Annotated in this window: 21 protein-coding genes; 8 read left to right on the forward strand and 13 right to left on the reverse strand. The window is 69.5% G+C overall.

Annotated elements, in window-relative coordinates:
- Positions 1 to 7 precede the first annotated feature (7 nt).
- The 6 genes from I2501_RS08330 to I2501_RS08355 all read right to left on the reverse strand — a co-directional run bounded on the left by I2501_RS08330 (position 8) and on the right by I2501_RS08355 (position 5,771).
- Positions 8 to 367 carry an NADH-quinone oxidoreductase subunit A gene (locus I2501_RS08330; RefSeq protein WP_196193222.1) on the reverse strand — a complete coding sequence of 120 codons (360 nt, stop codon included), beginning with the start codon at positions 365 to 367 and terminating at the stop codon, positions 8 to 10.
- 477 nt (positions 368 to 844) lie between these two features.
- Positions 845 to 2,146, reverse strand: coding sequence for a geranylgeranyl reductase family protein (locus I2501_RS08335; RefSeq protein WP_196193620.1), 1,302 nt, complete (start codon positions 2,144 to 2,146; stop codon positions 845 to 847).
- Between the two features lie 88 nt (positions 2,147 to 2,234).
- Positions 2,235 to 2,996, reverse strand: a complete 762-nt coding sequence (locus I2501_RS08340) for a demethylmenaquinone methyltransferase (protein WP_196193223.1) — start codon at positions 2,994 to 2,996, stop codon at positions 2,235 to 2,237.
- Between the two features lie 151 nt (positions 2,997 to 3,147).
- Positions 3,148 to 3,555: a hypothetical protein gene (locus tag I2501_RS08345; protein WP_196193224.1), complete on the reverse strand. Its 408-nt coding sequence runs from the start codon at positions 3,553 to 3,555 to the stop codon at positions 3,148 to 3,150.
- A 20-nt stretch (positions 3,556 to 3,575) separates the two neighbouring features.
- Entirely contained in the window at positions 3,576 to 4,790 is a 1,215-nt protein-coding gene (gene mqnC, locus I2501_RS08350; protein ID WP_196193225.1) for a cyclic dehypoxanthinyl futalosine synthase, read from the reverse strand.
- Positions 4,791 to 4,901: 111 nt separating this feature from the next.
- On the reverse strand, positions 4,902 to 5,771 hold the full coding sequence (locus tag I2501_RS08355) for a menaquinone biosynthetic enzyme MqnA/MqnD family protein (protein WP_328806270.1): 870 nt from the start codon (positions 5,769 to 5,771) through the stop codon (positions 4,902 to 4,904).
- A 253-nt stretch (positions 5,772 to 6,024) separates the two neighbouring features.
- Here I2501_RS08355 and I2501_RS08360 point away from each other — a divergent pair, with 253 nt between their 5' ends.
- Complete coding sequence (locus I2501_RS08360) at positions 6,025 to 6,228, forward strand: cold-shock protein (protein WP_196193227.1); 204 nt, start codon at positions 6,025 to 6,027, stop codon at positions 6,226 to 6,228.
- A gap of 364 nt (positions 6,229 to 6,592) precedes the next feature.
- A complete protein-coding gene (locus tag I2501_RS08365) occupies positions 6,593 to 7,873 on the forward strand; it encodes an MFS transporter (protein ID WP_196193228.1) in 1,281 nt (426 codons plus the stop codon).
- Here I2501_RS08365 and thpR read toward each other — a convergent pair.
- Positions 7,834 to 8,397: an RNA 2',3'-cyclic phosphodiesterase gene (gene thpR / locus I2501_RS08370; protein ID WP_196193229.1), complete on the reverse strand. Its 564-nt coding sequence runs from the start codon at positions 8,395 to 8,397 to the stop codon at positions 7,834 to 7,836. The genes I2501_RS08365 and thpR overlap by 40 nt on opposite strands.
- A 149-nt stretch (positions 8,398 to 8,546) precedes the next feature.
- Here thpR and I2501_RS08375 point away from each other — a divergent pair, with 149 nt between their 5' ends.
- Entirely contained in the window at positions 8,547 to 9,089 is a 543-nt protein-coding gene (locus I2501_RS08375) for a GNAT family N-acetyltransferase (RefSeq protein WP_196193230.1), read from the forward strand.
- Positions 9,090 to 9,153: 64 nt separating this feature from the next.
- Here I2501_RS08375 and I2501_RS08380 read toward each other — a convergent pair whose 3' ends face one another.
- The 4 genes from I2501_RS08380 to I2501_RS08395 form a co-directional block, all read right to left on the reverse strand.
- Positions 9,154 to 10,683: an HNH endonuclease signature motif containing protein gene (locus I2501_RS08380; protein ID WP_196193231.1), complete on the reverse strand. Its 1,530-nt coding sequence runs from the start codon at positions 10,681 to 10,683 to the stop codon at positions 9,154 to 9,156.
- Between the two features lie 92 nt (positions 10,684 to 10,775).
- Complete coding sequence (locus I2501_RS08385) at positions 10,776 to 12,032, reverse strand: MFS transporter (RefSeq protein ID WP_196193621.1); 1,257 nt, start codon at positions 12,030 to 12,032, stop codon at positions 10,776 to 10,778.
- Between the two features lie 336 nt (positions 12,033 to 12,368).
- A complete protein-coding gene (locus I2501_RS08390) occupies positions 12,369 to 12,836 on the reverse strand; it encodes a MarR family winged helix-turn-helix transcriptional regulator (RefSeq protein WP_196193232.1) in 468 nt (155 codons plus the stop codon).
- A 191-nt stretch (positions 12,837 to 13,027) separates the two neighbouring features.
- Positions 13,028 to 14,650: a sulfatase-like hydrolase/transferase gene (locus tag I2501_RS08395; RefSeq protein WP_196193233.1), complete on the reverse strand. Its 1,623-nt coding sequence runs from the start codon at positions 14,648 to 14,650 to the stop codon at positions 13,028 to 13,030.
- A 347-nt stretch (positions 14,651 to 14,997) separates the two neighbouring features.
- Here I2501_RS08395 and I2501_RS08400 point away from each other — a divergent pair, with 347 nt between their 5' ends.
- From I2501_RS08400 to I2501_RS41060, 3 genes are all read left to right on the forward strand, one after another.
- Positions 14,998 to 15,399 (forward strand): SHOCT domain-containing protein, encoded by a 402-nt coding sequence (locus I2501_RS08400; RefSeq protein WP_196193234.1) that lies wholly within the window; start codon positions 14,998 to 15,000, stop codon positions 15,397 to 15,399.
- 211 nt (positions 15,400 to 15,610) lie between these two features.
- Positions 15,611 to 16,960, forward strand: a complete 1,350-nt coding sequence (locus I2501_RS08405) for a cation:proton antiporter (RefSeq protein WP_196193235.1) — start codon at positions 15,611 to 15,613, stop codon at positions 16,958 to 16,960.
- Positions 16,961 to 16,991: 31 nt separating this feature from the next.
- Positions 16,992 to 17,447, forward strand: coding sequence for a DUF202 domain-containing protein (locus I2501_RS41060; RefSeq protein WP_196193236.1), 456 nt, complete (start codon positions 16,992 to 16,994; stop codon positions 17,445 to 17,447).
- A 123-nt stretch (positions 17,448 to 17,570) separates the two neighbouring features.
- Here the strand turns inward: I2501_RS41060 and I2501_RS08415 are convergent, their stop codons facing one another.
- Together I2501_RS08415 and I2501_RS08420 are read right to left on the reverse strand one after the other, a co-directional pair.
- The gene (locus tag I2501_RS08415; RefSeq protein ID WP_196193237.1) at positions 17,571 to 18,116 is read right to left on the reverse strand and encodes a hypothetical protein; all 546 of its coding nucleotides are present in this window, start codon (positions 18,114 to 18,116) and stop codon (positions 17,571 to 17,573) included.
- A gap of 832 nt (positions 18,117 to 18,948) precedes the next feature.
- Positions 18,949 to 20,406 (reverse strand): NCS2 family permease, encoded by a 1,458-nt coding sequence (locus I2501_RS08420; protein ID WP_196193238.1) that lies wholly within the window; start codon positions 20,404 to 20,406, stop codon positions 18,949 to 18,951.
- Positions 20,407 to 20,607: 201 nt separating this feature from the next.
- On the opposite strand from I2501_RS08420, the gene I2501_RS08425 reads away from it, so the two are divergent.
- Entirely contained in the window at positions 20,608 to 20,889 is a 282-nt protein-coding gene (locus tag I2501_RS08425; RefSeq protein ID WP_328806271.1) for a DUF2530 domain-containing protein, read from the forward strand.
- 10 nt (positions 20,890 to 20,899) lie between these two features.
- Positions 20,900 to 23,257 (forward strand): cation-translocating P-type ATPase, encoded by a 2,358-nt coding sequence (locus tag I2501_RS08430; protein ID WP_196193240.1) that lies wholly within the window; start codon positions 20,900 to 20,902, stop codon positions 23,255 to 23,257.
- Positions 23,258 to 23,277: the final 20 nt, after the last annotated feature.

Here is a 23,277-nt window from a genome sequence, read left to right on the forward strand (position 1 = left end):
ACGCCGCTCAGTCCCACTCCAAGCCGCCGCGACGCCAGACGTAGGCGTAGGCGACGAACACGGTGGCGATGAAGAGCACCATCTCGACGAGCCCGAAGATCCCCAGAGCGTCGAAGGTCACGGCCCACGGGTAGAGGAAGACGATCTCGATGTCGAAGACGATGAAGAGCATCGCCGTCAGGTAGTACTTGATCGGGAACCTGCCGCCCCCGGCGGGCTGCGGGGTCGGCTCGATGCCGCACTCGTAGGCATCGAGCTTGGCCCGGTTGTAGCGCTTGGGGCCGGTCAACGCGGCCATCGCCACCGACCCGATCGCGAACGCAGCCGCGATGGCGCCAAGTACCAGAATCGGCGCATAAGCGTTCATGCCGAACGACCTCTCCAGGCGTCAGTCCAAGCCGACGTCTCTGTCGTCTCCGTCTCCCGCGAGCCTCTCGGTCTCCCGTGAGCAGTTCCTATGACTGTCATCCCCATTTGTGAGGCAGTTCACAAGCCCCCAAGACGGCTGCATCCTATGCCTCTTCGCGTGTGATCTGCGACACGCGGTCACGGACCAAGATTGTGATCTACGCCACCTGACGGATGATCATGAGGTAACGGGCAAGCAAATTCAGCCACTTTACGTGTGCATTCATTCACAAGCAGTGGCACTGAAGCGCATTTGCGCAGCTCGGAGCGGTGTTGCCTATCACCCGCTCCTGATCCATGGCAAGTTTTGCTTTGCCGAGCTCCACGTGTTAGTGAACTTCCAGGCGTCATGCTGACGTTGGGTATTCAAGTGGCTACACAACGCAACAGCCCCACCAGGACAAGCCTGGTGGGGCTGTTGTTGAGTGGAGGTGGGTCAGGCCTTGGGGGCCACCTTCGCAAGGCCGTTGATCACGCGGTCCATGGCGTCGCCGCCCTGCGGGTCGGTCAGGTTGGCCAGCAGCTTCAGCACGAACTTCATCAGCACCGGGTGGGTCAGCCCGTGCTGCGCGGCCATCCGCATCACCAGCGGGTTACCGATCGCCTTCACGAACGCGCGACCGAGGGAGTAGTAACCGCCGTAGACGTCCTTGAGGATCCGCGGGTACGCCTCCAGCGCCCGCTCCCGGGCGAGGTCGGTGGTCCGGGCCAGCGCCTGGACGATGACGCCCGCCGCGATCTGGCCGGACTCCATCGCATAGGCGATGCCCTCGCCGTTGAAGGGGTTGACCATCCCGCCCGCGTCGCCGACGAGCAGGAAGCCCCGGCTGTAGTGCGGCTGCCGGTTGAACGCCATCGGCAGCGCCGCACCGCGGATCGGCTCGGTCATGTTCTCCGGCGTGTAGCCCCACTCCTCGGGCATGCCGGCGCACCAGACCTTGAGCAGCTCGCGGTAGTCGATGTCCTTGAACGCCTTGGTGGTGTTGAGCAGCCCGAGACCGACGTTGCTGGTCCCGTCGCCCATGCCGAAGATCCAGCCGTAGCCCGGCAGCAGCTTGTCCTGGCCGTCGCGGCGGTCCCAGAGCTCCAGCCAGGACTCCAGGTAGTCGTCGTCCGCACGCGGCGAGGTGAAGTAGGTCCGGTAGGCGACGCCCATCGGCCGGTCCTCACGCCGGTGCAGCCCGAGCGCGAGCGACAGCCGCGTCGAGTTGCCGTCCGCCGCGACCACCAGCGGCGCCCGGAACTCGACCTCGCGCTTCGCCGCGCCCTTCTCGTCGGAACCCGTGTCCTCCAACCGCGCCGTCACACCGACGACGCGGCCGGTGCGCTCGTCCAGTACCGGGCCGGTGACGTTGCAGCCCTCGTGCAGCTTGGCCCCGGCCTTCTCGGCCTGGCGGGCCAGCAGTTCGTCGAAGTCCGCGCGCTTGCGCACCAGCCCGTAGTCCGGGAACGCCGCCAGCTCGGGCCAGTCCAGCTCCAGCCGGACGCCGCCGCCGATGATGCGCAGGCCCTTGTTGTGCAGCCAGCCGTTCTCCTCGGAGACGTCGATCCCCATGTCGACCAACTGCTTGACCGCACGCGGGGTCAGGCCGTCGCCGCAGACCTTCTCGCGCGGGAAGCGGGACTTCTCCAGCAGCAGCACCTCCAGGCCCGACCGGGCCAGGTGGTACGCCGCCGCGGACCCCGCCGGTCCCGCCCCGACGACGATGACGTCGGCGTGGGCCTCGACGGCCGGCATCTGCTGCGAGCTGGTCGTCTCCTGGATGCTGGTCGTGCTCAACCTGGACTCCTGACTTCGGCTGGGGAGGCTGGGGATCGGCTTGAGTCTAATGAGCGGTGGGCTCGGCACCGGGCTCGGCACCAGGCTTCGCACCAACCTTGGCGCCAGGCTTCGCACCGGGCTTGATCCCCCGGTGCAGGGCGACGATTCCGCCGGTGAGGTTCCGCCAGGCCACCCGCTCCCACCCGGCCTGCTGCAACAGCACGGCCAACGCCGGCTGGTCGGGCCAGGCGCGGATCGAGTCGGCGAGGTAGACGTACGCGTCCGGGTTGCTGCTCACCGCGGTGGCCACCTGCGGCAGCGCACGCATCAGGTACTCGGTGTAGACCGTCCGGAACGGCGCGAACGTCGGGTGGCTGAACTCGCAGATCACCACCCGCCCACCGGGCTTGGTCACGCGCAGCATCTCGCGCAGCGCCGTGTCGGTGTCCTGCACGTTGCGCAACCCGAACGAGATGGTCACCGCGTCGAAGACGTCGTCGGCGAACGGCAGCCGGGTCGCGTCCCCTGCGGTCAGCGGGAGTTCGGGGTGCCGGCGCTTGCCCTCGCGCAGCATGCCGATCGAGAAGTCGCACGGCACCACGGTCGCGCCCGCCTCGGCGAACGGCACCGAGGAGGTCGCGGTCCCGGCGGCCAGGTCGAGCACCCGCTGCCCCGGGCGCGCGTCCACGGCGCGGGCGACGGCACGGCGCCACAGGCGCGTCTGGCCCAGCGACAGCACGTCGTTGGTGAGGTCGTACTTCGCCGCGACGTCGTCGAACATCGACGCGACCTCGTGCGGCTGCTTGTCCAGGGAGGCTCGGGTCACGCGGTCATTCTCCTCTTGCTCACAGGTACTGCCGCAGAGCGGGGTCTTCGGGCGCGCCGGTCGGCACGCGTTCAGGTCAGCGCCCGTTCAGTTCTGCACGCCTTCAGGTCAGCACGTGTTCAGGTCGGCACGCGTTCAGGTCGGCACGTGTTCAGGCCCGCCGGTGGACGAGGCGTCCGCCGAGGACGGTGGCCAGGCAGCTGCCGTCCTCGGCGAAGACGGCGAAGTCGGCGCGGGCGCCGGGCGCGAGCCGGGCGGGCGACCCGACCGGCAGCCCGACCCGGGCGGCGGCCGGGGCCAACGCCGGGTCCTCGTCCAGCGATCGGCCCGCCACCGCCGTCACCCCACGCAACAGCAGCGTGTGCACCCGCTCACGCGGGCTGGGCGCGTCCGGCAGCGGCCCGTCCCAGGCCTCCCCCGCACGCACCTCGCCCGGCCATTCGCGCACACGCGCACCGGGGTACGCGGCGCGCAGCGCGTCGACGTCAGCCAGGGCGACAACGCGCTCGCGCTCGACCGCCACGGCGCTGCCGTCCGCCCCCGTATGAATCGTGAACACAGGTCAGCTCACAGACGACGTCAGTTGCTGTTCAGCAGCTTCAGCTCGGGGTGCGCCGTGCCGCCCTCGATCGCCGTCGAGGCGATGTGCGAGAAGACGTGGTCGTCCACCGGGTCGTTGGCCGGGTCGTCGTGGACGACCAGGTGCTCGTAGGTGGTCGCCCGCTGCGCCGGGACGCGGCCCGCCGAGCGGATGAGCTGGATCAGCTCCGTCCGGTTGGAGCGGTGCTTGGCGCCCGCCGAGGAGACGACGTTCTCCTCCAGCATCACGGAGCCGAGGTCGTCGGCGCCGTAGTGCAGCGAGAGCTGGCCCATCTCCTTGCCGACTGTCAGCCAGGAACCCTGGATGTGCGCGACGTTGTCCAGGTAGAGCCTGGCCACCGCGATCAGCCGCAGGTACTCGAAGAGCGTCGCCTGAGTGCGGCCCTTCAGGTGGTTGTTCTCCGGCTGGTAGGTGTACGGGATGAACGCGCGGAAGCCGCCGGTGCGGTCCTGCACCTCGCGGATCATCCGCAGGTGCTCGATCCGCTCGGCGTTCGTCTCGCCGGTGCCCATCAGCATGGTGGAGGTGGACTCGACGCCCAGGGTGTGGGCCAGCTCCATGATCTCCAGCCAGCGCTCGCCGGACTCCTTGAGCGGCGCGATCGCCTTGCGCGGACGCTCCGGCAGCAACTCGGCGCCCGCACCGGCGAAGGAGTCGAGACCGGCGGCGTGGATCCGCTTGATCGCCTCCTCGGCGGAGACACCGGAGATCCGCGCCATGTGATCGACCTCGGACGCGCCGAGGGAGTGGATCACCAGCTGCGGGAAGTCCTTCTTGATGGCGGCGAAGGCGCGCTCGTAGTACTCGACGCCGTAGTCCGGGTGGTGGCCGCCCTGGAACATGATCTGGGTGCCGCCGAGCTCGACCGTCTCCGCGCAGCGGCGCAGGATCTCGTCGAGGTCGCGGGACCAGCCCTTCTCGGTGTCCTTGGGCGCGGCGTAGAAGGCGCAGAACTTGCACGCCGTCACACAGACGTTGGTGTAGTTGATGTTGCGCTCGATGATGTACGTCGCGATGTGCTCGGTCCCGGCGTACCGCCGCCGACGTGCGGCGTCCGCCGCCGCGCCGAGCGCGTGCAACGGCGCGTGGCGGTAGAGCTCCAGCGCCTCCTCGGCGCTGATGCGCCCGCCGACCGCGGCGCGGTCGAGGACTTCCTGGAGGGTGGCGCTGGTGTCTGCTGCGGGCGTGGTCACCCCGCCAGCCTACGCCAGCGCCTTTTCGGATCCGGTGGGGCACACCCGGTCGGACGCGCACCCCCGTCGGACAGCCGGCCGGCCTCAGGTCAGCAGCCGTCAGCCCTCAGATCACGGAGCGAACAGCTCCACGTGCTCCGTGCCGAGGCCGACCCGGGAGGCGAACTCGCGCATACCCGTCAGCTGGCGCTCGCCGAAGCTGAAGTCCAGCGCGCCGGTGTAGTAGCGCCGCAGCGTCGCCGCGTCGAACGCCTCCCAACGGGCGGTCTGCTCGCAGACCTTGTCGATCTCCTCCATGGAGAGGTCCCGCGACTCCAGGAACATCCGGTGCACCTCACCCACCACCTCGGGGTTCTTGGCGAGGTAGTCGCGCCGGGCCGCGAAGACGGCGAAGACGAACGGGAGCCCCGTCCACTCCTTCCACATCGCGCCGAGGTCGTGGACCTGGAGGCCGAGCCGGGGCGCGTCGTGCAGCGACGCCCGCAGCGCGGCGTCACCGATCAGCACCGCCGCGTCTGCCTCCTGCATCATCGAACTGAGGTCCGGCGGGCAGGTGTAGTACTCGGGCTGGACGCCGAACCGCTCGGCCAACAGCAGCTGCGCGAGCCGCACCGACGTCCTGCTGGTCGAGCCCAGGGCGACCCGGCGGCCGTCCAGCTCCTCCAGCGGCAGCTCGGTGACGATCAGGCACGACATGACGGGCCCGTCGCTGCCGACGGCGATGTCCGGCAGCACCGTCAACTGGTCGGCGTGACGCAGGTACTCGACGCAGGAGATCGGCCCGATGTCGAGCTGCCCGGCGACGAGCGCATCGTTGAGGTTGTCCGGATTGTCCTTGGTCAGGTCCAGATCGAGAAGGCTGCCCGTACGGGCGAGCCCCCAGTAGAGCGGCAGGCAGTTCAGGAACTGGATGTGTCCCACCCGCGGCCGCTGTGCGTGAGTCTTGTCCCCCGGTGCGGTGTCCTGCTGTTCGGTGTCCACCCGAAGAACAGTAGACCCGCGGCGTGGATCACCCTGGTCGGGGCCGGGCCTGCGTGCTAGGGTTTCTTCAGTTGCAGTTTGATTTCCCATGCAGTACTGAAGCCTGCGGAGCACATGTGACCGCGGGCTTCTGTGGTTTTCAGGGCTTTTGCAAAGAAGTAGCTGAAGGCACGAAGGCACTCGGGGCAATCAGCGCAGCGGACCGGATGCCACGAGGTGTGGCGTCCTTTACGTCCCTCGCAAGGAGAACGGTATGGCGACCGGAACCGTCAAGTGGTTCAACGCCGAGAAGGGCTTCGGCTTCATCGCCCAGGACGGCGGCGGCCCCGATGTCTTCGTCCACTACTCCGCCATTAACTCGAGCGGCTTCCGCTCGCTGGAGGAGAACCAGCCCGTCGAGTTCGACGTCACCCAGGGCCCGAAGGGCCCGCAGGCGGAGAACGTCACGCCGGTCTGATCAGCCCGGACTGACTGACTTCCCGAGAGTCATTCACGCCTAAGCAGTACCCAAGAGGGCCTGCCCCGCATTGCGCGGGGCGAGGCCCTCTGCCTTTTGCGGCTCCTCGGGGCCGAGGTCCTGCCGACTGCTGACTCAGCCGCCGATCCAGCCCCGGACTCAGCCGCCGATCCAGTCCCCCCGAGTCAGCCGCCGACTCGGCCGACCATTTCCGGAACAGGCGCGGTCGCAAATTCGCCGTTCTCGGTCGCGTCCAGGCAGCCCCAGTCGACAGGGTCAGCGTCCGTCGGACAGCGCCAGCAGCAGGGCCACCCACGGTTCGCCCGCTGGACAGCTGTAGGTTATACGTATAACTTCAATCACCATGGGCTATCTCTCCGTGCTCCGCGCCCCGCTCGTCACCCGCCTGCTCGCCGGTACCCTCACCGGACGCCTGCCCGCGGGCATGACCGTCGTGGCCATCGCGCTGGCCCTGCGCGCCGCCGGAGCCGGGTACGCCCAGATCGGGCTGACCACCGCCTGCTACGCGATCGCCGCGGCCATCGGCGGTCCGGTCCTCGGCCGCGCCGTCGACCGGCTCGGCCAGCCACGGGTGCTGCTCTCCTCGGCCGTGGTCGCCGCCTGCGGCTATGTCCTGCTCGCGCTGGCCCCCGGCTCGGCAGCGCTGGCCATGGCCGGAGCCGCGCTGGCCGGTCTCGCCATGCCGCCGCTGGAGCCCTGCCTGCGCGCGCTGTGGCCCGACATCGTCGACGAGGACCAGTTGGAGACCGCCTACGCGCTGGACTCCGCCTCGCAGCAACTCCTCTACGTCGCCGGTCCGCTGCTGGTCGCGGGCATCGCCGCGTTCGGCCCCGCACGCGCCGCGCTCTGGCTCGCGGCCGGCCTGGGCCTGGCCGGGACGCTGATCGTGGCCACCTCCGGCCCCGCCCGCGCCTGGCGTCCGGCTGAGCGTGCGGCGCATTCCTCGGCCGACGGCACACCCGGGGGCGAGGGTTCACGCCACCACTGGCTCGGACCGCTGCGGTCCCGCGGCCTGGTGCTGCTCCTGCTCGCCTTCGCCGGGACGGGCTGGTCCGTCGGCGGACAGAACATCCTCTTCGTCGCCTACGCCCAGGAGCACCACGGCCTGCCGGGCGGCACCGGACTGCTGCTCGCCCTGGCCGCCTTCGCCGGTCTGCTCGGTGCGCTCGCCTACGGCGCGGTCCGTTGGAAGTGGCCCACCTCCACCCGGACCTGGGCGCTGGCCGCGGGCATGGCCGTCTGCTACCTCCCGCTGCTCACCGTTCCGGGCCCGCTGGGCATGAGCCTGGCCGCCGCCCTCTCCGGCCTCGGTCTGGCTCCGCTGCTGGCCGCCGCCTTCGTCCTGATAGCCGAGCTCGCCCCGGCAGGGACCACGACGGAGGCGTTCGCCTGGCTGGTCACGGTCTTCGCCACCGGCAACGCACTCGGCTCCGCCGCTTCGGGAACGGTCGTGGGCGGCTCGCTGCGCGCGGCGGCACTGGTCGCCTGCGCCGGAATCACTGCGGGAGCGGTACTGCTGCTCCTCTGCCGCCGGTGGCTGCGTCCGGCGGGTCCCGCCGCGATGGTGGAACCGGTCGGCGACGGCTACCCGACCGAGCTGTCGGCCGTGAGCGTCCACTCCTGAAGCGTCTCGTACCGGACCGGACCGGCACCCAGGTAACTACGGATCAGGTGGATCGACCCGGCCGTCCACTGCGTGCCCTCGTACTCCTCCAGCTCACGCGCGAACGGACGCAGATCCGCGCGCGCCGAGCCGCTGCGGGCCAGGGTCAGATGCCCGCGGAACGGGCGGTCGTCCACCGCGATCCCACTGCGCCGGGCCGCGTCGCCGACCTCCTCGGCCACACGGTGCAGCACCTTGGTCTCGCCGCCCACTCCGGCCCACAACGCCCGGTCCCCGAACCGGCCCCCGCCGGTGATCCGCAGGGTGTGCGCCGGGTGCTCGTGCGCCACGTGCGCGAGGCGCGGCTCCAGCGCCGCGAGCTGCTCGGTGTCCACGTGCCCGAGAAACGCGAGCGTCAGATGCCACGTCTCCAGGGCCGTCCACCGCAACCCCGCTCCCTGCGGCAGCCGACGCAGCGGACGCACGGCAGCGTCCAGCTCCTGCAGCACCGAATCGGGCGGCACGACGGCCAGGAAGAGTCTCATTCCCGCAGTCTCGCCGAACCCCGCCCCATGCGAAACACCCGTCCACGCCAGCGCCCACCAGCCGGACGGGAGACACCCGCGCGGAACTGGTCGTCAGTGGTAGAACGAAGCGCATGACCAGTGGGATGAACGTCTCGTCAGCAGAATCCATGGCTACGTCCGAACCGTCGCTGCGGATCCGATTGGCCGGTCCCGAGGACGCCACGGGCGTGCTCGCGATGATGGACGGCATCATGGACTGGCTGCTCTCCCTGGGCCGTACCGCTCAGTGGGGAACCACGTACTGGTCCGCCGTCCCGGCGCGGGTGAACCTGATCACCGACCGCATCGCCCGCCGCGAGCTGCGCGTCGCGGAGACCGAGGGCGGCGAGATCGCCGGAATCCTCTCGGTCTCGGAGACCCCCGGCGCCTACATCCGCCCGGCCGAGGAGCCCGAGCTCTTCATCAACCTGCTGGCCACCTCGCGTGAGTTCAAGGGCCAGAACGTCGGCGGTCTGCTCATCGCCACCGCGAAGGAGGAGGCGCGCCGACGCGGTCACGGGCTGATGCGCGTGGACTGCTTCGCGGGCGACGACGGCCGGTTGAAGCGCTGGTACGCCAGCCAGGGCTTCAAGGAGGTCGAGCCGTTCACGGTCCAGAGGGAGACCGGCCCGGACTGGCCGGGGATGCTCTTCGCGATGCACGTGGCATAGACGTGCGGGCGTGCCGATGGGCCGCTTCCCGGGGTGGGTGGCGGCTGGTCGGCGGGCTCGTTGTCTAGTTGCGGTGGGGGTAGCGGGTGTTGGGTGGGGGTGGGGTGTCCGGCGGTGGGACGGCGTGGGGTCGGCCGTTCCTCATTTCGAGTTCCCAGCCGGTCTGGTGGAGATCGGTGTGGTGCTCGTTGCAGAGCAGGGCGAGGTTGCCCAAGCTGGTTTCGCCGCCGTCGGCCCAGTGGGTCACGTGGTGGGCTTCGCACCAGGTGGATGGTCGGTCGCAGCCGGGCCACACGCAGTGCCGGTCCCGGGCGACGACCGCATCCCGCAGATGGGCGGGGACGGTGCGGGTCGCGCGGCCGATGGAGACCGGCTTGTCCTGCCCGCGCGTGAGGATGACGCGGAGCTGGCAGTCACACGCCTCCTTGCGGGCCTGCCAGGCGGGGAGCTGGTAACCACGCGTCGTGGTCGCCGCCGCCTTCGGCCGGAGAAGCCCGGAGAGCTCATCGCCGTCGTCGGTGGCGAGGGCGGGGTGGGTGGGGCAGGACTCCCGCAGGGCGTCGAGGTCGGCGATCAGGGTCAGGTGCGGACGCTGCCCACCCGTCGTCGGCAGCCTGTCCGAACCCAACGCCAGATCCGCGACACTCTCCATCGCGTCGCCCATACGCTCGGAGTGGGTTCGGGTCTCACCCTCGACCGGGGTACCCATCGCCGCCTCCAAGGCGACCCGCAGCTTCTCCCCCGCCACCGGCGACAGTTCACCGGACAGGACCCAGAACGGCCGATCCGAGGTACCCGTCGCGGACAGCTTGACCCAGGACTGGAACACCGCCGGAACCACCGCCGCGTCCACATCCTGCTCGGGGACGAGGTGGGCGTGGATCTGCTTCGCCGCCTGACGGACGTGGGCAAGGTGGAGCTTCGGGGTCTGCTGCACCATCAACACCTCCGCCTGATGGCGGGCTGAGGTGTCCTCGATCGGGGCGAGCTCCTTCGCGAGGATCTCGACCTGGTCCGTCGACAGCGTGCCTTCGGCTTGGGCCTGACGGATCGTCGGAAGCTTGTCCAAGTCCCGCGCCAGGTTCACGAGCCGGTTCGCGTGACCCTGGCCCATCTGCGCATGCGTGCGCAGGAACCCCTTGGTCGAACGACACCGCACCGCAGTAGCGCCGCCCACGCGGTCGAACACCGCCAGACGACGCAACTTCTGCGCATCCAGCATCTCCGACAACCGCTCAAGCGCCAGGAACTGCTCCGCGAGGAAATCCACACCCGCGTCCAACAGCGCGCCATCACCCTCGTCGTCCAGGGCGGTCAACAACTGACGCGCGCACCCGGGAAGAGTCCGAAGGGGATCGGTGAACCGCGCCTGACGCGAAGACAACGGCGTGCCCGCGACGAACCGGGAGCCAGCCGCGTCCTGCGGCAAACCCAGCCAGTCATCACCAGCAGGCGAGGGAGAAGGAACAGAAGGGGGAATTGAAGGGAGCCGGGAATCCGAACCAGACGACGAACCCTGGGACTCCGGGGAACCACCCCACCCATGGACGCCATCACCGTCATCACACCCGCCCCCGAACATCGAGGCGTCCATAGAACAATTATGGCACCGCGCCACTCCGGGACCAAGCTGAAGCCATCACTCACACGAGTGAAAAACCCCAGCTCAGACCCGGTTTGTGACCTCTACCGCGGCACGAGCGCGACGACCCGACCCTCGTGTCCGAACCCGTGGAGCAGGTCCAGCCGAAGCCGGAGGTTGCCCACGCGGGCGAGCACCAGCCCGATCACGCCGGCTGCCGCCGCCGAGACCAACCCGCAGGCCAGCAGCCCGATTCGGGGGCCGTACTGCTGGGTCAGCCAGCCGACGGCCGGTGCGCCCAGCGGCGTGCCGCCCGCGAACACCATCATGAACAGACTCATCACGCGGCCGCGCATCTCAGGGGCGGTGCGCAGCTGGACCATGGCGTTCGCAGCGGTGTTGAAGGTCAGGCCGAGCAGGCCGACGACCGTCAGCAGGACAGCGAACGTCCAGTAGTCCGGGGCGAATCCGGCCAGTGCCTCCAGCAGGCCGAACCCGAGGGCCGCACCCACCAGCAGGCGCAGGCGCGGACGGGAGCGGCGCGCCGCCAGCAGGGCGCCGACCAACGAGCCCACCGCCAGAGCGGTGTTGAGGAGACCGTACAGGCCGGGACCGACATGGAAGACCGAGTAGGCGAAACCGGACAGCACGGTCGGAAAGTTGAAGCCGAAGGTACCGATGAAGCCCACCAGCACGATCGGCCAGATCAGGTCGGGACGCTCCGCCACAAAGTGCAGGCCCTCCCTCAACTGGCCCTTCTCTCGAGGGAGTCGCGGCGTGCGGACCAGCTCGCTGCTGCGCATCGCCATCAGGCCGAGGATGACCGCGCCGAACGACGCGGCGTTGACGGCGAACGCGTAGCCCGGACCGACCGCGGCCATCAGCGCACCCGCGATGGCGGGGCCGATCAGCCGGGCCGTCTGGAAGTTGGCCGAGTTGAGGCTGACCGCGTTGGCGAGGTCGCGCTTGCCGACCATCTCGACCACGAAGGTCTGCCGGGCCGGGTTGTCCACAACCGTCACCAGGCCCAACAGGAAGGCGAAGACGTAGATCTGCTCGGCGCGGACGACTCCGGCGAGGGTCAGTACGGCGAGGGCGGCGGCCAGGAAGCCCATCGCACCCTGGGTGAACATCAGCAGCTGCCGCTTCGGGAAGCGGTCCGAGATCACACCGCCGAAGAGGCCGAAGAGCAGCACGGGAAGGAACTGCATGGCCGTGGTGATGCCGACCGCGAAGGTGCTGCCGGTGAGGCTGAGCACCAGCCAGTCCTGCGCGACGCGCTGGATCCAGGTCCCCGAGTTGGAGACGACCTGACCAGCGAAAAAGTAGCGGTAGTTGCGGTTGCTCAGGGCGGAGAACATCCCGCCGCGCTTCCCCTGTGCGCCGCCGGCAGCACTCCTGCTGGCGGCGTTGGCTGGGTCGCCGGCGCTGTCGGCTCCGTCGCCGACCTCGTCGGTGGTGCTGCTGATGGTGCAGGTCGTGCTGTTGCTGCCGTTACTGCTGGTACTGCCGTTACTGCTGGTACTGCCGTTGCTGCTGGTACTACTGGCGCCGTCCGTGCTGGCAGTGCTGGTTGCGGCGCGGGTGCTGCGGGTGTTGTCGTTCGTCTTGGCTTGGGTGTTCTCAGTCTCTCCGTGCGACGAAATCAAAGCGTGCGTCCCCTGTGCGATTGTCCTTCTCTTCTCTCCTCCGATGCCTCAGAGCTGCGCGAGACGTTCGAGGACGGGCGCGGCTGCGCGCAGCACCGCCCACTCCTCCTCGGTCAGGCCGGACGCGAGATCGGCGAGCCAGGCGTCACGCTTGGCCCGACTCTGGTCGAGAATGCTCTCGGCCTGCTCGGTACTGCTCACGACGACCTGTCGGCGGTCCTGGGGATGCGGTTCCCGCCGCACCAGGCCCTTCTCCTCCAGCATCGCGATGATCCGCGTCATCGACGGCGGTTGCACATGCTCGCGCTTGGCGAGCTCCCCCGGGGTGGCACTCCCGCACCGCGCGAGCGTGGCGAGGACCTGCATCTCGGTGGGCGTGAGGGACTCCTCCACCCGTTGATTGCGCAACCGTCGGGCAAGCCGCATCACAGCGGAGCGCAGCGTTGCCACTGCGACCGCATCGGCTCCAGCGTCGTCGGCACCACTGGCACCGTTCGACTCCCGCAACTCAGGCATATTGATTACCTTAGCTCATTACCTTTGCTAACGAAACGCGATTGCGCCCGCTGTGACCGAGGCAACTCCGCCCGGCGTACCCACCGACGCGAACACGGCCTGGAGTCAGAACATAGCTAGGAATGAGCCTTCGGAAGCTGGGGGGTCGCTTGTCCCGTCTAGCCCGCCTACCGCCTGCCCGCCTACCCCACCTACCCCGCCTGTCCCGCCGCGAGCGCGTCGGGGCGGTCGGTGTCGCCGTGCCAGGTGGGCCAGCCCAGCAGGCGGGGGCGTTCGGTGACCCAGGCCCGGGTGTCCGCGCCGATCTCGGCGTCGATGAGGTTCTCCAGCAGGGCCCGGTAGCGGTCGACGAGGTCCCGGTGCGCCGGGTCCAGCGCCAGGTTGTGCAGCTCCGCCGGGTCCTGCTGCCGGTCGTAGAGGACGACGTCGTTGTCGGCCAGGAGCGCTTCGGTGTCGGACGGGCGGTTGGGGCGCAGCGGGGAGAAGTAGCGGCCGAAGGTGTAGCGCCGGTCGGTGTAGCCGCGCAGGAAGCCGCGCTTGTCCCAGTCCGGGCGCAGGTCTCCGGAGGCGATGCGCTTGGGAGCCTCCGGGTCGGCGAACTCGAACCAGAAGGAGGCGTCCAGCGTGGTGATCGACTCCACGGCGGTCAGCACCCCGTCGCGCACCGACTGCCCGTGCAGGGTCGGCAGCAGCGAACTGCCCTTGAGCGCCGGATGGCGGCCGGAGACCGCGGCCGCGTCGAGACCGGCGGCTTCAAGGAGCGTCGGGGCCAGGTCGACGGCGGACGCGAGGGCTTCCGTGCGGACCCCGCCGGGCACGTCCGGGTGGGTCAGGATGAACGGGACGTGGAAGTTCTCGTCGTAGACCAGGTTGCCCTTCTGGCGCAGGCCGTGGGAGCCGGCCATCTCGCCGTGGTCGGAGGTGAAGACGACGACGGTGCGCTCCGCCTGGCCCGATGCCTCCAGCGCGTCCAGGACGAACTCGATGCTGCGGTCCACGTCGCGGATGGCGTTGAGGTAGAAGTTCAGGCCGTCTCGCCAGTGCCGCTCGTCGGCGACGGGGCCGAAGACGGTGTCGAGCATCCGGGCGTACTCCGCGACGGCCGGGGCCGCACCGGAGAGGTCGTCGTTCAGGCTGTCCGGCAGGTCGAAGTCCCAACGGCGCTGGTAGACGGGGATATTGGCCGCCGCGCGCGCCACCACCGCGTGGGCGAGCCCGAACGGGAGCTGGACCTGCGGCCGTCCGCCGTAGTCGAAGCTCATGATGTCGTGCGGATTGACGAAGTTGACGGCCATGAACCAGGGCTGGTCCTGGCTGACGACGGGCGCGCGGTTGCGCAGCCAGCGGACCGCCTGGCCGGCGATGACCGGGTCCAGCTTGAGTCCGGCCCAGGCGCCGCCGTCGATGTCGCCCCAGTCGTTGAACTCGCTGAACCCGTAGGGCTCCAGCGCGTCCGTCGTGGGTCCGGGGTTCTCGGGCGTGACGTAGGCGTTGGAGAGGTGCCATTTGCCCTGGTAGGTGCAGTAGTAGCCGGCCGAGCGCAGCATCGTGCCGAGGGTGCCCAACTCGGGGTTGAGCGAGCGGATGTACGGCATGTTGTCGTTGTCGTAGATCTCGGTGACGGGCAGGTGCTGCCCGGTGTAGATGACGGAGCGGGCGGAGCTGCACATGGCCGAGGCGGTGTAGTAGTTGTCGAAGGTGGTGCCTCGGGCGGCGATCCGCTCCCTGGCGGGGAGGGAGTAGCCCTCCGGCCGTGGCAGGGAGACGCGCTCCTCGTCGGTGACGATCAGGAGGATGTTGGGGCGGCTGGTCATGATCTGCCCTTCGGGGTCGGCTTCCGTTTCTGGGGCGTCGGGCGATGCGAGTCAGCGGCCGTGATCAGATCAACCGTCTTCGTCGAGTTCTTCTTCGTCTCGTCTTCGTCTACGTCTTCGTGGCCAGCAAAGCCGCCCCGCGACGGGTCGGCGACAGGTGCTGATCCGCGCGGGTGGGGCATTCGTCCGTCCGTAGGACGCTCCGTGCGCGCCCCATGTCACCTGTGTCACCCGTTCGGGCGTGCGGGGTACCGCCTCGCGTGCGCCAATGGAGGGAGAGCAAGTCGGCGACGTCTGCGCGCCCGGAGAACAGGCGGTGGTGAGCAGGCGGTTGTGAGGAGACGGCCATGAACTATCCGCTGCTGAATGTTTTCTTCACCACCATGTGGGTCTTCTTGTGGATCATGTGGTTCTTCCTGCTCTTCCGGGTCTTCACCGACCTGTTCCGGGACGACTCGGTCAGCGGCTGGGGGAAGGCCGGCTGGTCGGTGTTCGTCCTGGTCCTGCCGTTCGTGGGCGTGCTCGTCTACCTGATCGCGCGCGGCAAGAGCATGGGCAAGCGCGAGGTCAAGGCGTCCGAGGACGCCGAGGCGAACTTCCGCGCCTACGTCCAGGAAGCCGCCGCCGGAACCACGCCGGCAGGCACGAGCCCGGCGGACGAGCTGAGCAAGCTCGCGGAGCTTCGTCAGCACGGCGACATCACCGAGGAGGAGTACCGGCGGGCGAAGGACCACGTCCTGGCGGCCTGACCTGCGGCTCGGACCCGCTGTCCGCCTGCGGCTCGGACCCGCTGCACTCCCAACCGGCCGGGAGGACGTGTCGGTACGGGCGCGGCGTCGTCGGCTGCCGCAGAGTTGGCGGACAGGATTGTTCCCGCAGTGCGCGTGGGGATCGGTGTAGTGACCGGCATAAGCAGCCAGCCGTACAGAAGCAGTCGCCTGCGCCGTCGGGCGGGGTTCGGTGAGTGACACCGCCTGGACCGGAGTCGCGGTCGCGGGGATCGCCGCCGCCTACGCGCTCACGTCGCGACGGCTGGCGTCCACGCCGGTGTCCGCCGCGATGGTGTTCGTCGGCTTCGGAATCCTGCTCGGCCCGGTCGGCCTGGACCTGGTGAGTCTGCGCCAGGACAGCGCGGAGCTGCGCACGCTGGTCGAAGGTGCTCTGACGCTGGTGCTCTTCACCGACGCCACCACCGTGCGCCCGGCGGAGCTGCGCAGCGAGGGCTCGTTGGCGGGCCGGCTGCTGTCGATCGGGCTGGTCCTCACCATCGGAGCGGGATGGCTGCTGGCCTGGCCGCTCCTTCCGGGGCTGACCGTCTGGGAGTTCGCGCTGGTCGCCGCGATCCTCGCCCCGACCGACGCGGCCCTGGGCAAGAGCGCCATATCCGATCCCCGTGTGCCGAGCCTGGTGCGGCAGACGCTGAACGTGGAGAGCGGACTGAACGACGGGCTGGTACTGCCGTTCTTCGTGCTCTTTCTGGCCGCCACCCCCGGCACCTCGTACGCGCACGAGGGCATGGCGAGGACCATTACGAGCACTCTGCTGCTCAGTCCCGTCGTCGGTCTGGTGATCGGTGGTGTCGGCGGGCGACTCCTGACGCTGTCGCACGAGCACGGCTGGGTCACCGCCGAATGGCGCCAGATCTACGTGCTCGCGGTGGCCTTCGGCGCGTACACGGTGGCCGTGGTCACCCAAGGGAGCGGCTTCATCGCGGCCTGGGTGGCGGGCTTCGCCTTCGCACGGTCCCTGCGCAGCCCCGTCCCCGTCCCCGGCACCGGGAAAGCCGGAGCAGAAGCCGGGCCCCTGCAAGTGTCCCGGACGACCGAGACGGCCGAGGACCTGGCCGGCCTGCTGGCCGTCCTGAGCCTGATGTTCTTCGGCGCCGTACTGCTCGGTCCGGCCCTGCAGCACCTCAGCTGGCGGATCGTCGGCTACTCCGTGCTCAGCCTCACCGTGGTCAGGATGGTTCCGGTCGCGCTCGCCCTGACCGGCAGCGGACTCAGGCCGCCGACGGTGGCGTACGTGGGCTGGTTCGGCCCGCGGGGCCTCGCGTCGGTCGCGTTCGGGCTGCTCGTCGCGGAGGAGCCGGTCCACGGGGTGGAGCTGATCAGCCAGGTTGTGGCGATCACTGTCGGGTTGAGCGTGCTGCTTCACGGGGCTTCCGCGGCGACGCTCGCGGGCCGCTACGGGCGGTGGTACGAGCGGGCGAAGGCGGCCGCCACGGCGACGCGCGGCCTGCGCGAGAGCGCCGTCACGCCGGTCACCGCGCGCAGCCGCAGAGTCGGCCCGATCCGGCAACCCGAGAACTGAACCGAGCCGATCGACGAGCGAGGAGTGGGCGGTGCCCGAGCAGACACCCCGGCCGGACGAGGGCGAGTCCGCGACGCCTCCTCCCGCCGGGCGGCGCTGGTGGGAGGAGGGCGAAGAGCCCGACTACCGGGCGACGCTGGCGAACGAGCGCACGTTCCTGTCCTGGTCCCGCACCTCGCTGGCGCTGCTCGCCGGGGCTCTCGCGGTGCTGCGGCTGAGCGGGGTGACCCCCTCAGGCGCTCCGGCTGGCGCTGACGAGCTATCTGATCCTGCTGTCCGTCGCCGCCATGGTGGTCGGCTACCTGCTCTGGCGCGCGCGGCAGATCCACATGCGCCGCCACGAGCCGCTGGGCCACACCCATGCCCAGACAGCCGGCCTGGCCTGCCTCCTCGGCCTGGCCGGGCTGGTGGTCGTCGCCGTGGTCACCGCCCACTGACGGGCGGCCGGACGCTCAGATCACTTACGCCGCGGAATGGCATGACGTGAGCTTTGGGCTCCGCTGCCGAAACAGCGACCACAGAGGCGATGAGACCCGTAGCGATGAAACGCGTAGGCTTCCCGGCTCGCCGCGAGTTTCATGACACTGTCCGGGGGCGTGGCAGCCCGGACTCACCCCAGGCCACCTGCTTCCGGTGCGCCGACCGGCTTGGGGTGGGCCGACGTCAACTGCGCCACAGCGATCGGCATCAGCGACTCGATCGCATCGACTTCCGAACGGCTCATGGCGATGGAGTGGAGTTCGACCAGCGTGCTACCGACCCGCACCACGGTCGCATCCGCGTACTGGACGACTCCTGGAAAGTTGCTGTACGCGACATCGGCCCGAACCACAAGACTTTCGTCGCCGAGGCGCGGTCCTGAGCCGTTGGCAAAGCTGCAGGTGCTGATCGCCACGCCGCTCTTCACCGAGACCGTCCTGCACGTGCTGACCAGGGTCCGGATCGCCTGCATCGCCCGAACTGCTCCACCGCCGGAGAAGGCGTACAGCGTCTCCCCTCCAGGGATGACGCCGCCCTCGGGACTACGTCCACCTTGAAAGTCCGCACCCACCGAGGAAACCGCCGACGCCGTGGCCTCGGCCACGATGTCTTCCCCGTACATGACGTCGCACCCCTGCGGCAGACCAGAGGGATCCGCGGGGCCGGTCTGCGTCATGGACGGATCCGGGTGCGAGGTCCAGCCGTCAGGCAGCGCCCCGGGAAGGAGACGCGCCCCGAGTTGCGTGACCGGCATGGGCGGTGACTCGGCTGACGAGTCCGAAGTCGGCTTGGCCGGGCCACCGCAGGAGACGACAAGACCCCCCGCCGCCAGCGTGACCAGCAGCCTGGCAGCCATGCAGGTCCGCACCAGACATCCTCAGTTCCATCAGTTCGATCAAGTCGGTGCAACCTAGCAGCACGCACAGACCTCAGCCAGCGATCATTCGGCCGCTGAACAGGGACGATCTAGTGACTGCGGCGGTGAACCGGCATCCCTGATTCTCCTGATGGATATTCAGGCAGAGGGATCCGAACGAGCCGAACCGCAGCGGCCCGCAGGTCGGCTTCCCAGGCACCGAACGCCTCGGGTGCCGCAACAGACTCGGGTGCCGCAACAGAGATGTAGTCCACGTGGTACTCCTCTCCGACGGCCTGGAGGAAGTCCCGCTCAGCTGGAGTTCGCGCCGTCTTCAGCCCCTGCCAGACCTGGCCTGCGACCTCTGCGGGTGTCACGGAACCGCCAACAGCACATCGCAGTTGGGCTCGGACCAGCCCCGAACACCGCCATCCACGGCGGGTACAACGGAAACCTGTGGTGGACCTCCACCAACTGCGGTCCGTGGTCACTGGGCGGCATCTACCTGGGCACCTCGTTCCAATAGGAACGCCCCAAGGCGGACGCGGGCGACGCGTGCTCAGCAAGTCCGCTGCCCGACATCGGCAAAGCCAAGGGCCCGTCCGCCAGGTTCAACACTGACGGACGGGCCCTTGTCGTGCTCAAGCGCAGGTCACTGCCCGATCCCCAGCGCCGGCATCAGGTAGTAGAACGTGAACACCGCAGCGACCACGTACAGCGCGGCCGGCACCTCGCGCCAGCGCCCCGTGGCGATGCGCAGGATGCAGAAGACGACGAATCCGATCCCAATACCGTTAGTGATCGAGTACGTGAACGGCATGATCACCATCGTCAGGAACGACGGGATGGCGATGGTGAAGTCGGACCAGTTGATCTGGCCGATGCCGCTGGACATGATCAGGAAGCCGACGACCAGCAGTGCCGGGGTGGCGGCCTGGGTCGGGACCATGGTGGCCAGCGGGGTGAGGAAGAGGGCCGCGACGAAGAAGAGGCCGGTGACGACACTGGCCAGGCCCGTGCGGGCGCCCTCGCCGACGCCCGTCGTGGACTCGGCGAAGCAGGTGCCCGCGGAGCTGGAGGTGGCGCCGCCGGTCAGGGTGGCGATGCCGTCGATCATCAGCACCTTGTTCATGCCCGGCAGGTTGCCCTGCTTGTCGAGGAGGTGGGCCTCCTCGGCCACGCCCAGGACCGTGCCCATGGCGTCGAAGAAGCAGGACAGCAGCACGGTGAAGACGAAGAGGACCCCGGTCAGCACGCCGACCTGACTGAAGCCGCCGAAGAGGCTGACCTTGCCGATCAGGCCGAAGTCGGGCGTCGCCACCAGGTTGTGCGGGAGGGCCGGGACGGTCAGGCCCCAGCTGTCGGCGGGGACGTGCGCCGTCTTGTCGATGATCATGGCCAGCACCGTGGCGACCACGATGGAGATCAGGATCGCGCCCGGGACCTTGCGGACGATCAGGATCAGCGTCAGCAGCGTGCCCACGACGAAGACGAAGGTCGGCCAGCCGTTCAGGTGGCCGTTGCCGCCGAGCTGGAGCGGGACCGTGGTGTGGGCGGCGTCGGGGATGCGGGTGACGAAGCCGCCGTCGACCATGCCGATCAGGGCGATGAAGAGGCCGATGCCGATGGCGATGGCCTTGCGCAGGCTGAGCGGGACCGCGGCCATGACGCGTTCGCGCAGGCCGGTGGCGACCAGGAGCATGATCGCGATGCCGGCCAGCACCACCATGCCCATGGCGTCGGGCCAGGTCATCTTGGGCGCGAGCTGGAGCGCGACGACGCTGTTGACGCCCAGGCCCGCGGCGAGCGCGATCGGGACGTTGGCGAAGACGCCCATCAGCAGCGTGGTGAACCCGCCGGTGACCACCGTGGCGGTGACCAGCTGGCCGCTGCTGAGGTGGTGGCCGAACTTGTCCGTCGCGGAGGACAGGATGATCGGGTTGAGCACGATGATGTACGCCATCGCGAAGAACGTGGCGGCACCGCCGCGGATCTCCCGGGCGAAGTTCGACCCCCGCTCGGAGATCTTGAACCAGGCGTCCAGCGCGTTGCGCGGTGGCTGAGATCCCGGGTCAGCGGGCGCGGTCGTGGCAGAGGCCGACGAGGTCATGGAGCAGGTTCCTAGCGCATTCAGTCTGCGCGGCCCGGTCAGCGCCTCGCCTCGGCGGGCGAGGTCACACGGGCACGGCGGACCGCTCTGTCGTTCGATCTCGTCCAGTATCAAATAAACAAAATGTTTTGGCCATCTGCGCGCGTAGATTGGAGGAAAACACAAAGCGGTACGCTCAGGACTGTGAAGATGCCCGGGCTCGTGAAGAAGACCGCAAAGCTGCCCGCCGCGCCGCCGATGGAGGCCAACGACGTCGCCATCGTCACCGGCGGGACGGTGCTGTGGCTGCTCGGCTTCCTCGTGCTGATCCCGTTCCACAGCTCGCTTTCGGCGCACGGCAAGGGCAACTGGCCGTGGATCTGCCTGGCCGGATTCGCGCTCGGGCTGCTAGGGATCTGGTACTGCCGCAGGCGGCGCGACGCGATCCGTCGCGACGCCGCCGCGCGGCGCGCCCAGCAGGCGACGGAGGAACCCCCCGCCTAGGGTCGGCGCTATGACCAGCACGCTTCCCACCCGCACCGGACTCAGCACGGCCGAGGTCGCGGAGCGTGTCGCCAGAGGCGAGGTCAACGACGTACCGCTGCGCTCCAGCCGGTCGACCGGCGAGATCGTCCGATCCAACGTCTTCACCCGGTTCAACGCGATCATCGGGACGCTGTTCGTCGTCATCATGATCGTCGGGCCGATCCAGGACGGGCTCTTCGGCTTCATCATCGTCGCCAACACCGGCATCGGGATTGTCCAGGAGCTGCGGGCCAAGCAGACCCTGGACAACCTGGCGGTAATCGGCGAGGCCAAGCCGCGGGTCCGCCGCGACGGGGCCACCCGGGAGCTGAGCAACGCCGAGATCGTGCTGGGCGACCTGGTCGAGCTGGGGTCCGGCGACAAGATCACGGTGGACGGCGAGGTGGCCGAGGCCGAGGGGCTGGAGGTCGACGAGTCGCTGCTGACCGGTGAGGCGGACCCGGTGCTCAAGCATCCGGGCGACCCGGTGCTCTCCGGCAGCTTCGTGGTGGCCGGGGGCGGCGCGTTCACCACCACCAAGGTCGGACGGGCGGCCTACGCCGCGCAGCTGGCCGAGGAGGCGAGCCGGTTCACGCTGGTCGAGTCGGAGCTGCGCAGCGGCATCAACACCATCCTGCGGTACGTCACCTACCTGCTGATCCCGACCGCGATCGGGCTCGCGCTCAGCCAGCTCTACGTCAACGGCAGCGACTGGCGCGAGGCGATCCGGCGGATGGTGGCCGGGATCGTGCCGATGGTGCCCGAGGGGCTGGTGCTGCTGACCTCGGTCGCCTTCGCGATCGGCGTGGTGCGGCTCGGGCGCAGGCAGTGCCTGGTGCAGGAGCTGCCTGCGATCGAGGGGCTGGCCCGGGTGGACACCGTCTGTCTGGACAAGACCGGCACCCTCACCGAGGGCGGCATGGACGTGGAGCGGCTGACGCCCTTGGACGGCGCGCGGCCCGAGACGGCGGAGCGGGCGCTCGGCGCGCTCGGCACGGCCGACGCGCGGCCCAACGCCAGCATGCAGGCGATCATGGACGTCTACGCGGCGCCGGACGGCTGGGCGGTGCGGGAGGCGGCGGCGTTCTCCTCGGCGCGCAAGTGGTCGGGGGCCGAGCTGGCCGAGCCGGACGGGCAGGTCGCCACCTGGCTGCTGGGCGCGCCGGACGTGCTGCTGCCCGCCGGGCATCCGGCGCTGGCCGAGGCGGACGAGCTCGGCGCGCAGGGACTGCGGGTGCTGCTGCTGGGTCGCACCCCCACCTCACTGGACGACCCGGATCCGGCGCGCGGCCTGATGCCGCAGGCGCTGGTGGTGCTGCGGCAGCGGGTCCGGCCCGACGCGGCGGAGACGCTGCGCTACTTCGAGCGGCAGAACGTCTCCGCCAAGGTGATCTCCGGCGACAACGCGCTGTCGGTCGGCGCGGTGGCCGGATCCCTCGGGCTGCCGGGCGCGGACGACCCGATGGACGCCCGGCGGTTGCCGGAGGAGAAGACCCCGGCCCTCGCCGACGCCGTCGAGCGCCACTCCGTCTTCGGCCGGGTCACGCCGCAGCAGAAGCGGGACATGGTCGGCGCGTTGCAGTCGCGCGGGCACCATGTCGCGATGACCGGCGACGGCGTCAACGACGTGCTGGCGCTGAAGGACGCGGACATCGGCGTGGCGATGGGCTCGGGCAGCGAGGCGACCCGGGCGGTGGCCCAGATCGTGCTGCTGGACAACCGGTTCTCCACGCTGCCGCTGGTGGTGGCCGAGGGACGCCGGGTGATCGGCAACATCGAGCGGGTCGCCAACCTTTTCCTGGTCAAGACGGTGTACGCGATGCTGCTGGCGCTGGCCACGATCATCTGCCAGGTGCCGTACCCGTTCCTGCCGCGACACTCGACCGTGCTGAGCGCGCTGACGATCGGCACGCCGGCCTTCTTCCTTGCGCTGGCGCCCAACAACGAGCGGGCGCGGCCGGGGTTCGTCAAGCGGGTGCTGCGCTTCGCCGTCCCGGCGGGGATCATCGCGGGCGCGGCGGCGTTCACCTCCTACATGCTGGCGCGGTCCGACCCCGCCACCGGCCAGGTGGCCGACACCAGTACGGCGACGCTGACGCTGTTCATCGTGGCGCTGTGGGTGCTGGCGATCATCGCGCGGCCGTACGCGCTGTGGAAGGTCGTGCTGGTGGCGGCGATGGCGCTCGGCTTCGTGCTGGTGATGACGGTGCCGTGGGCGCAGAACTTCTTCCAGCTGCAACTGGTCGGTGTGCGGGACCCGTTGACGGGCGCGCTGATCGGCGTGGGGGCGGGCGTGCTGCTGGAGATCGTCTGGCGGTTCGTCAGGAACGCGCTGCCGCAGCCGTAGCGGGTGACCGGTCGGGGCGA

The organism is Streptacidiphilus fuscans, assembly GCF_015690355.1.
Classification (GTDB): domain Bacteria; phylum Actinomycetota; class Actinomycetes; order Streptomycetales; family Streptomycetaceae; genus Streptacidiphilus; species Streptacidiphilus fuscans.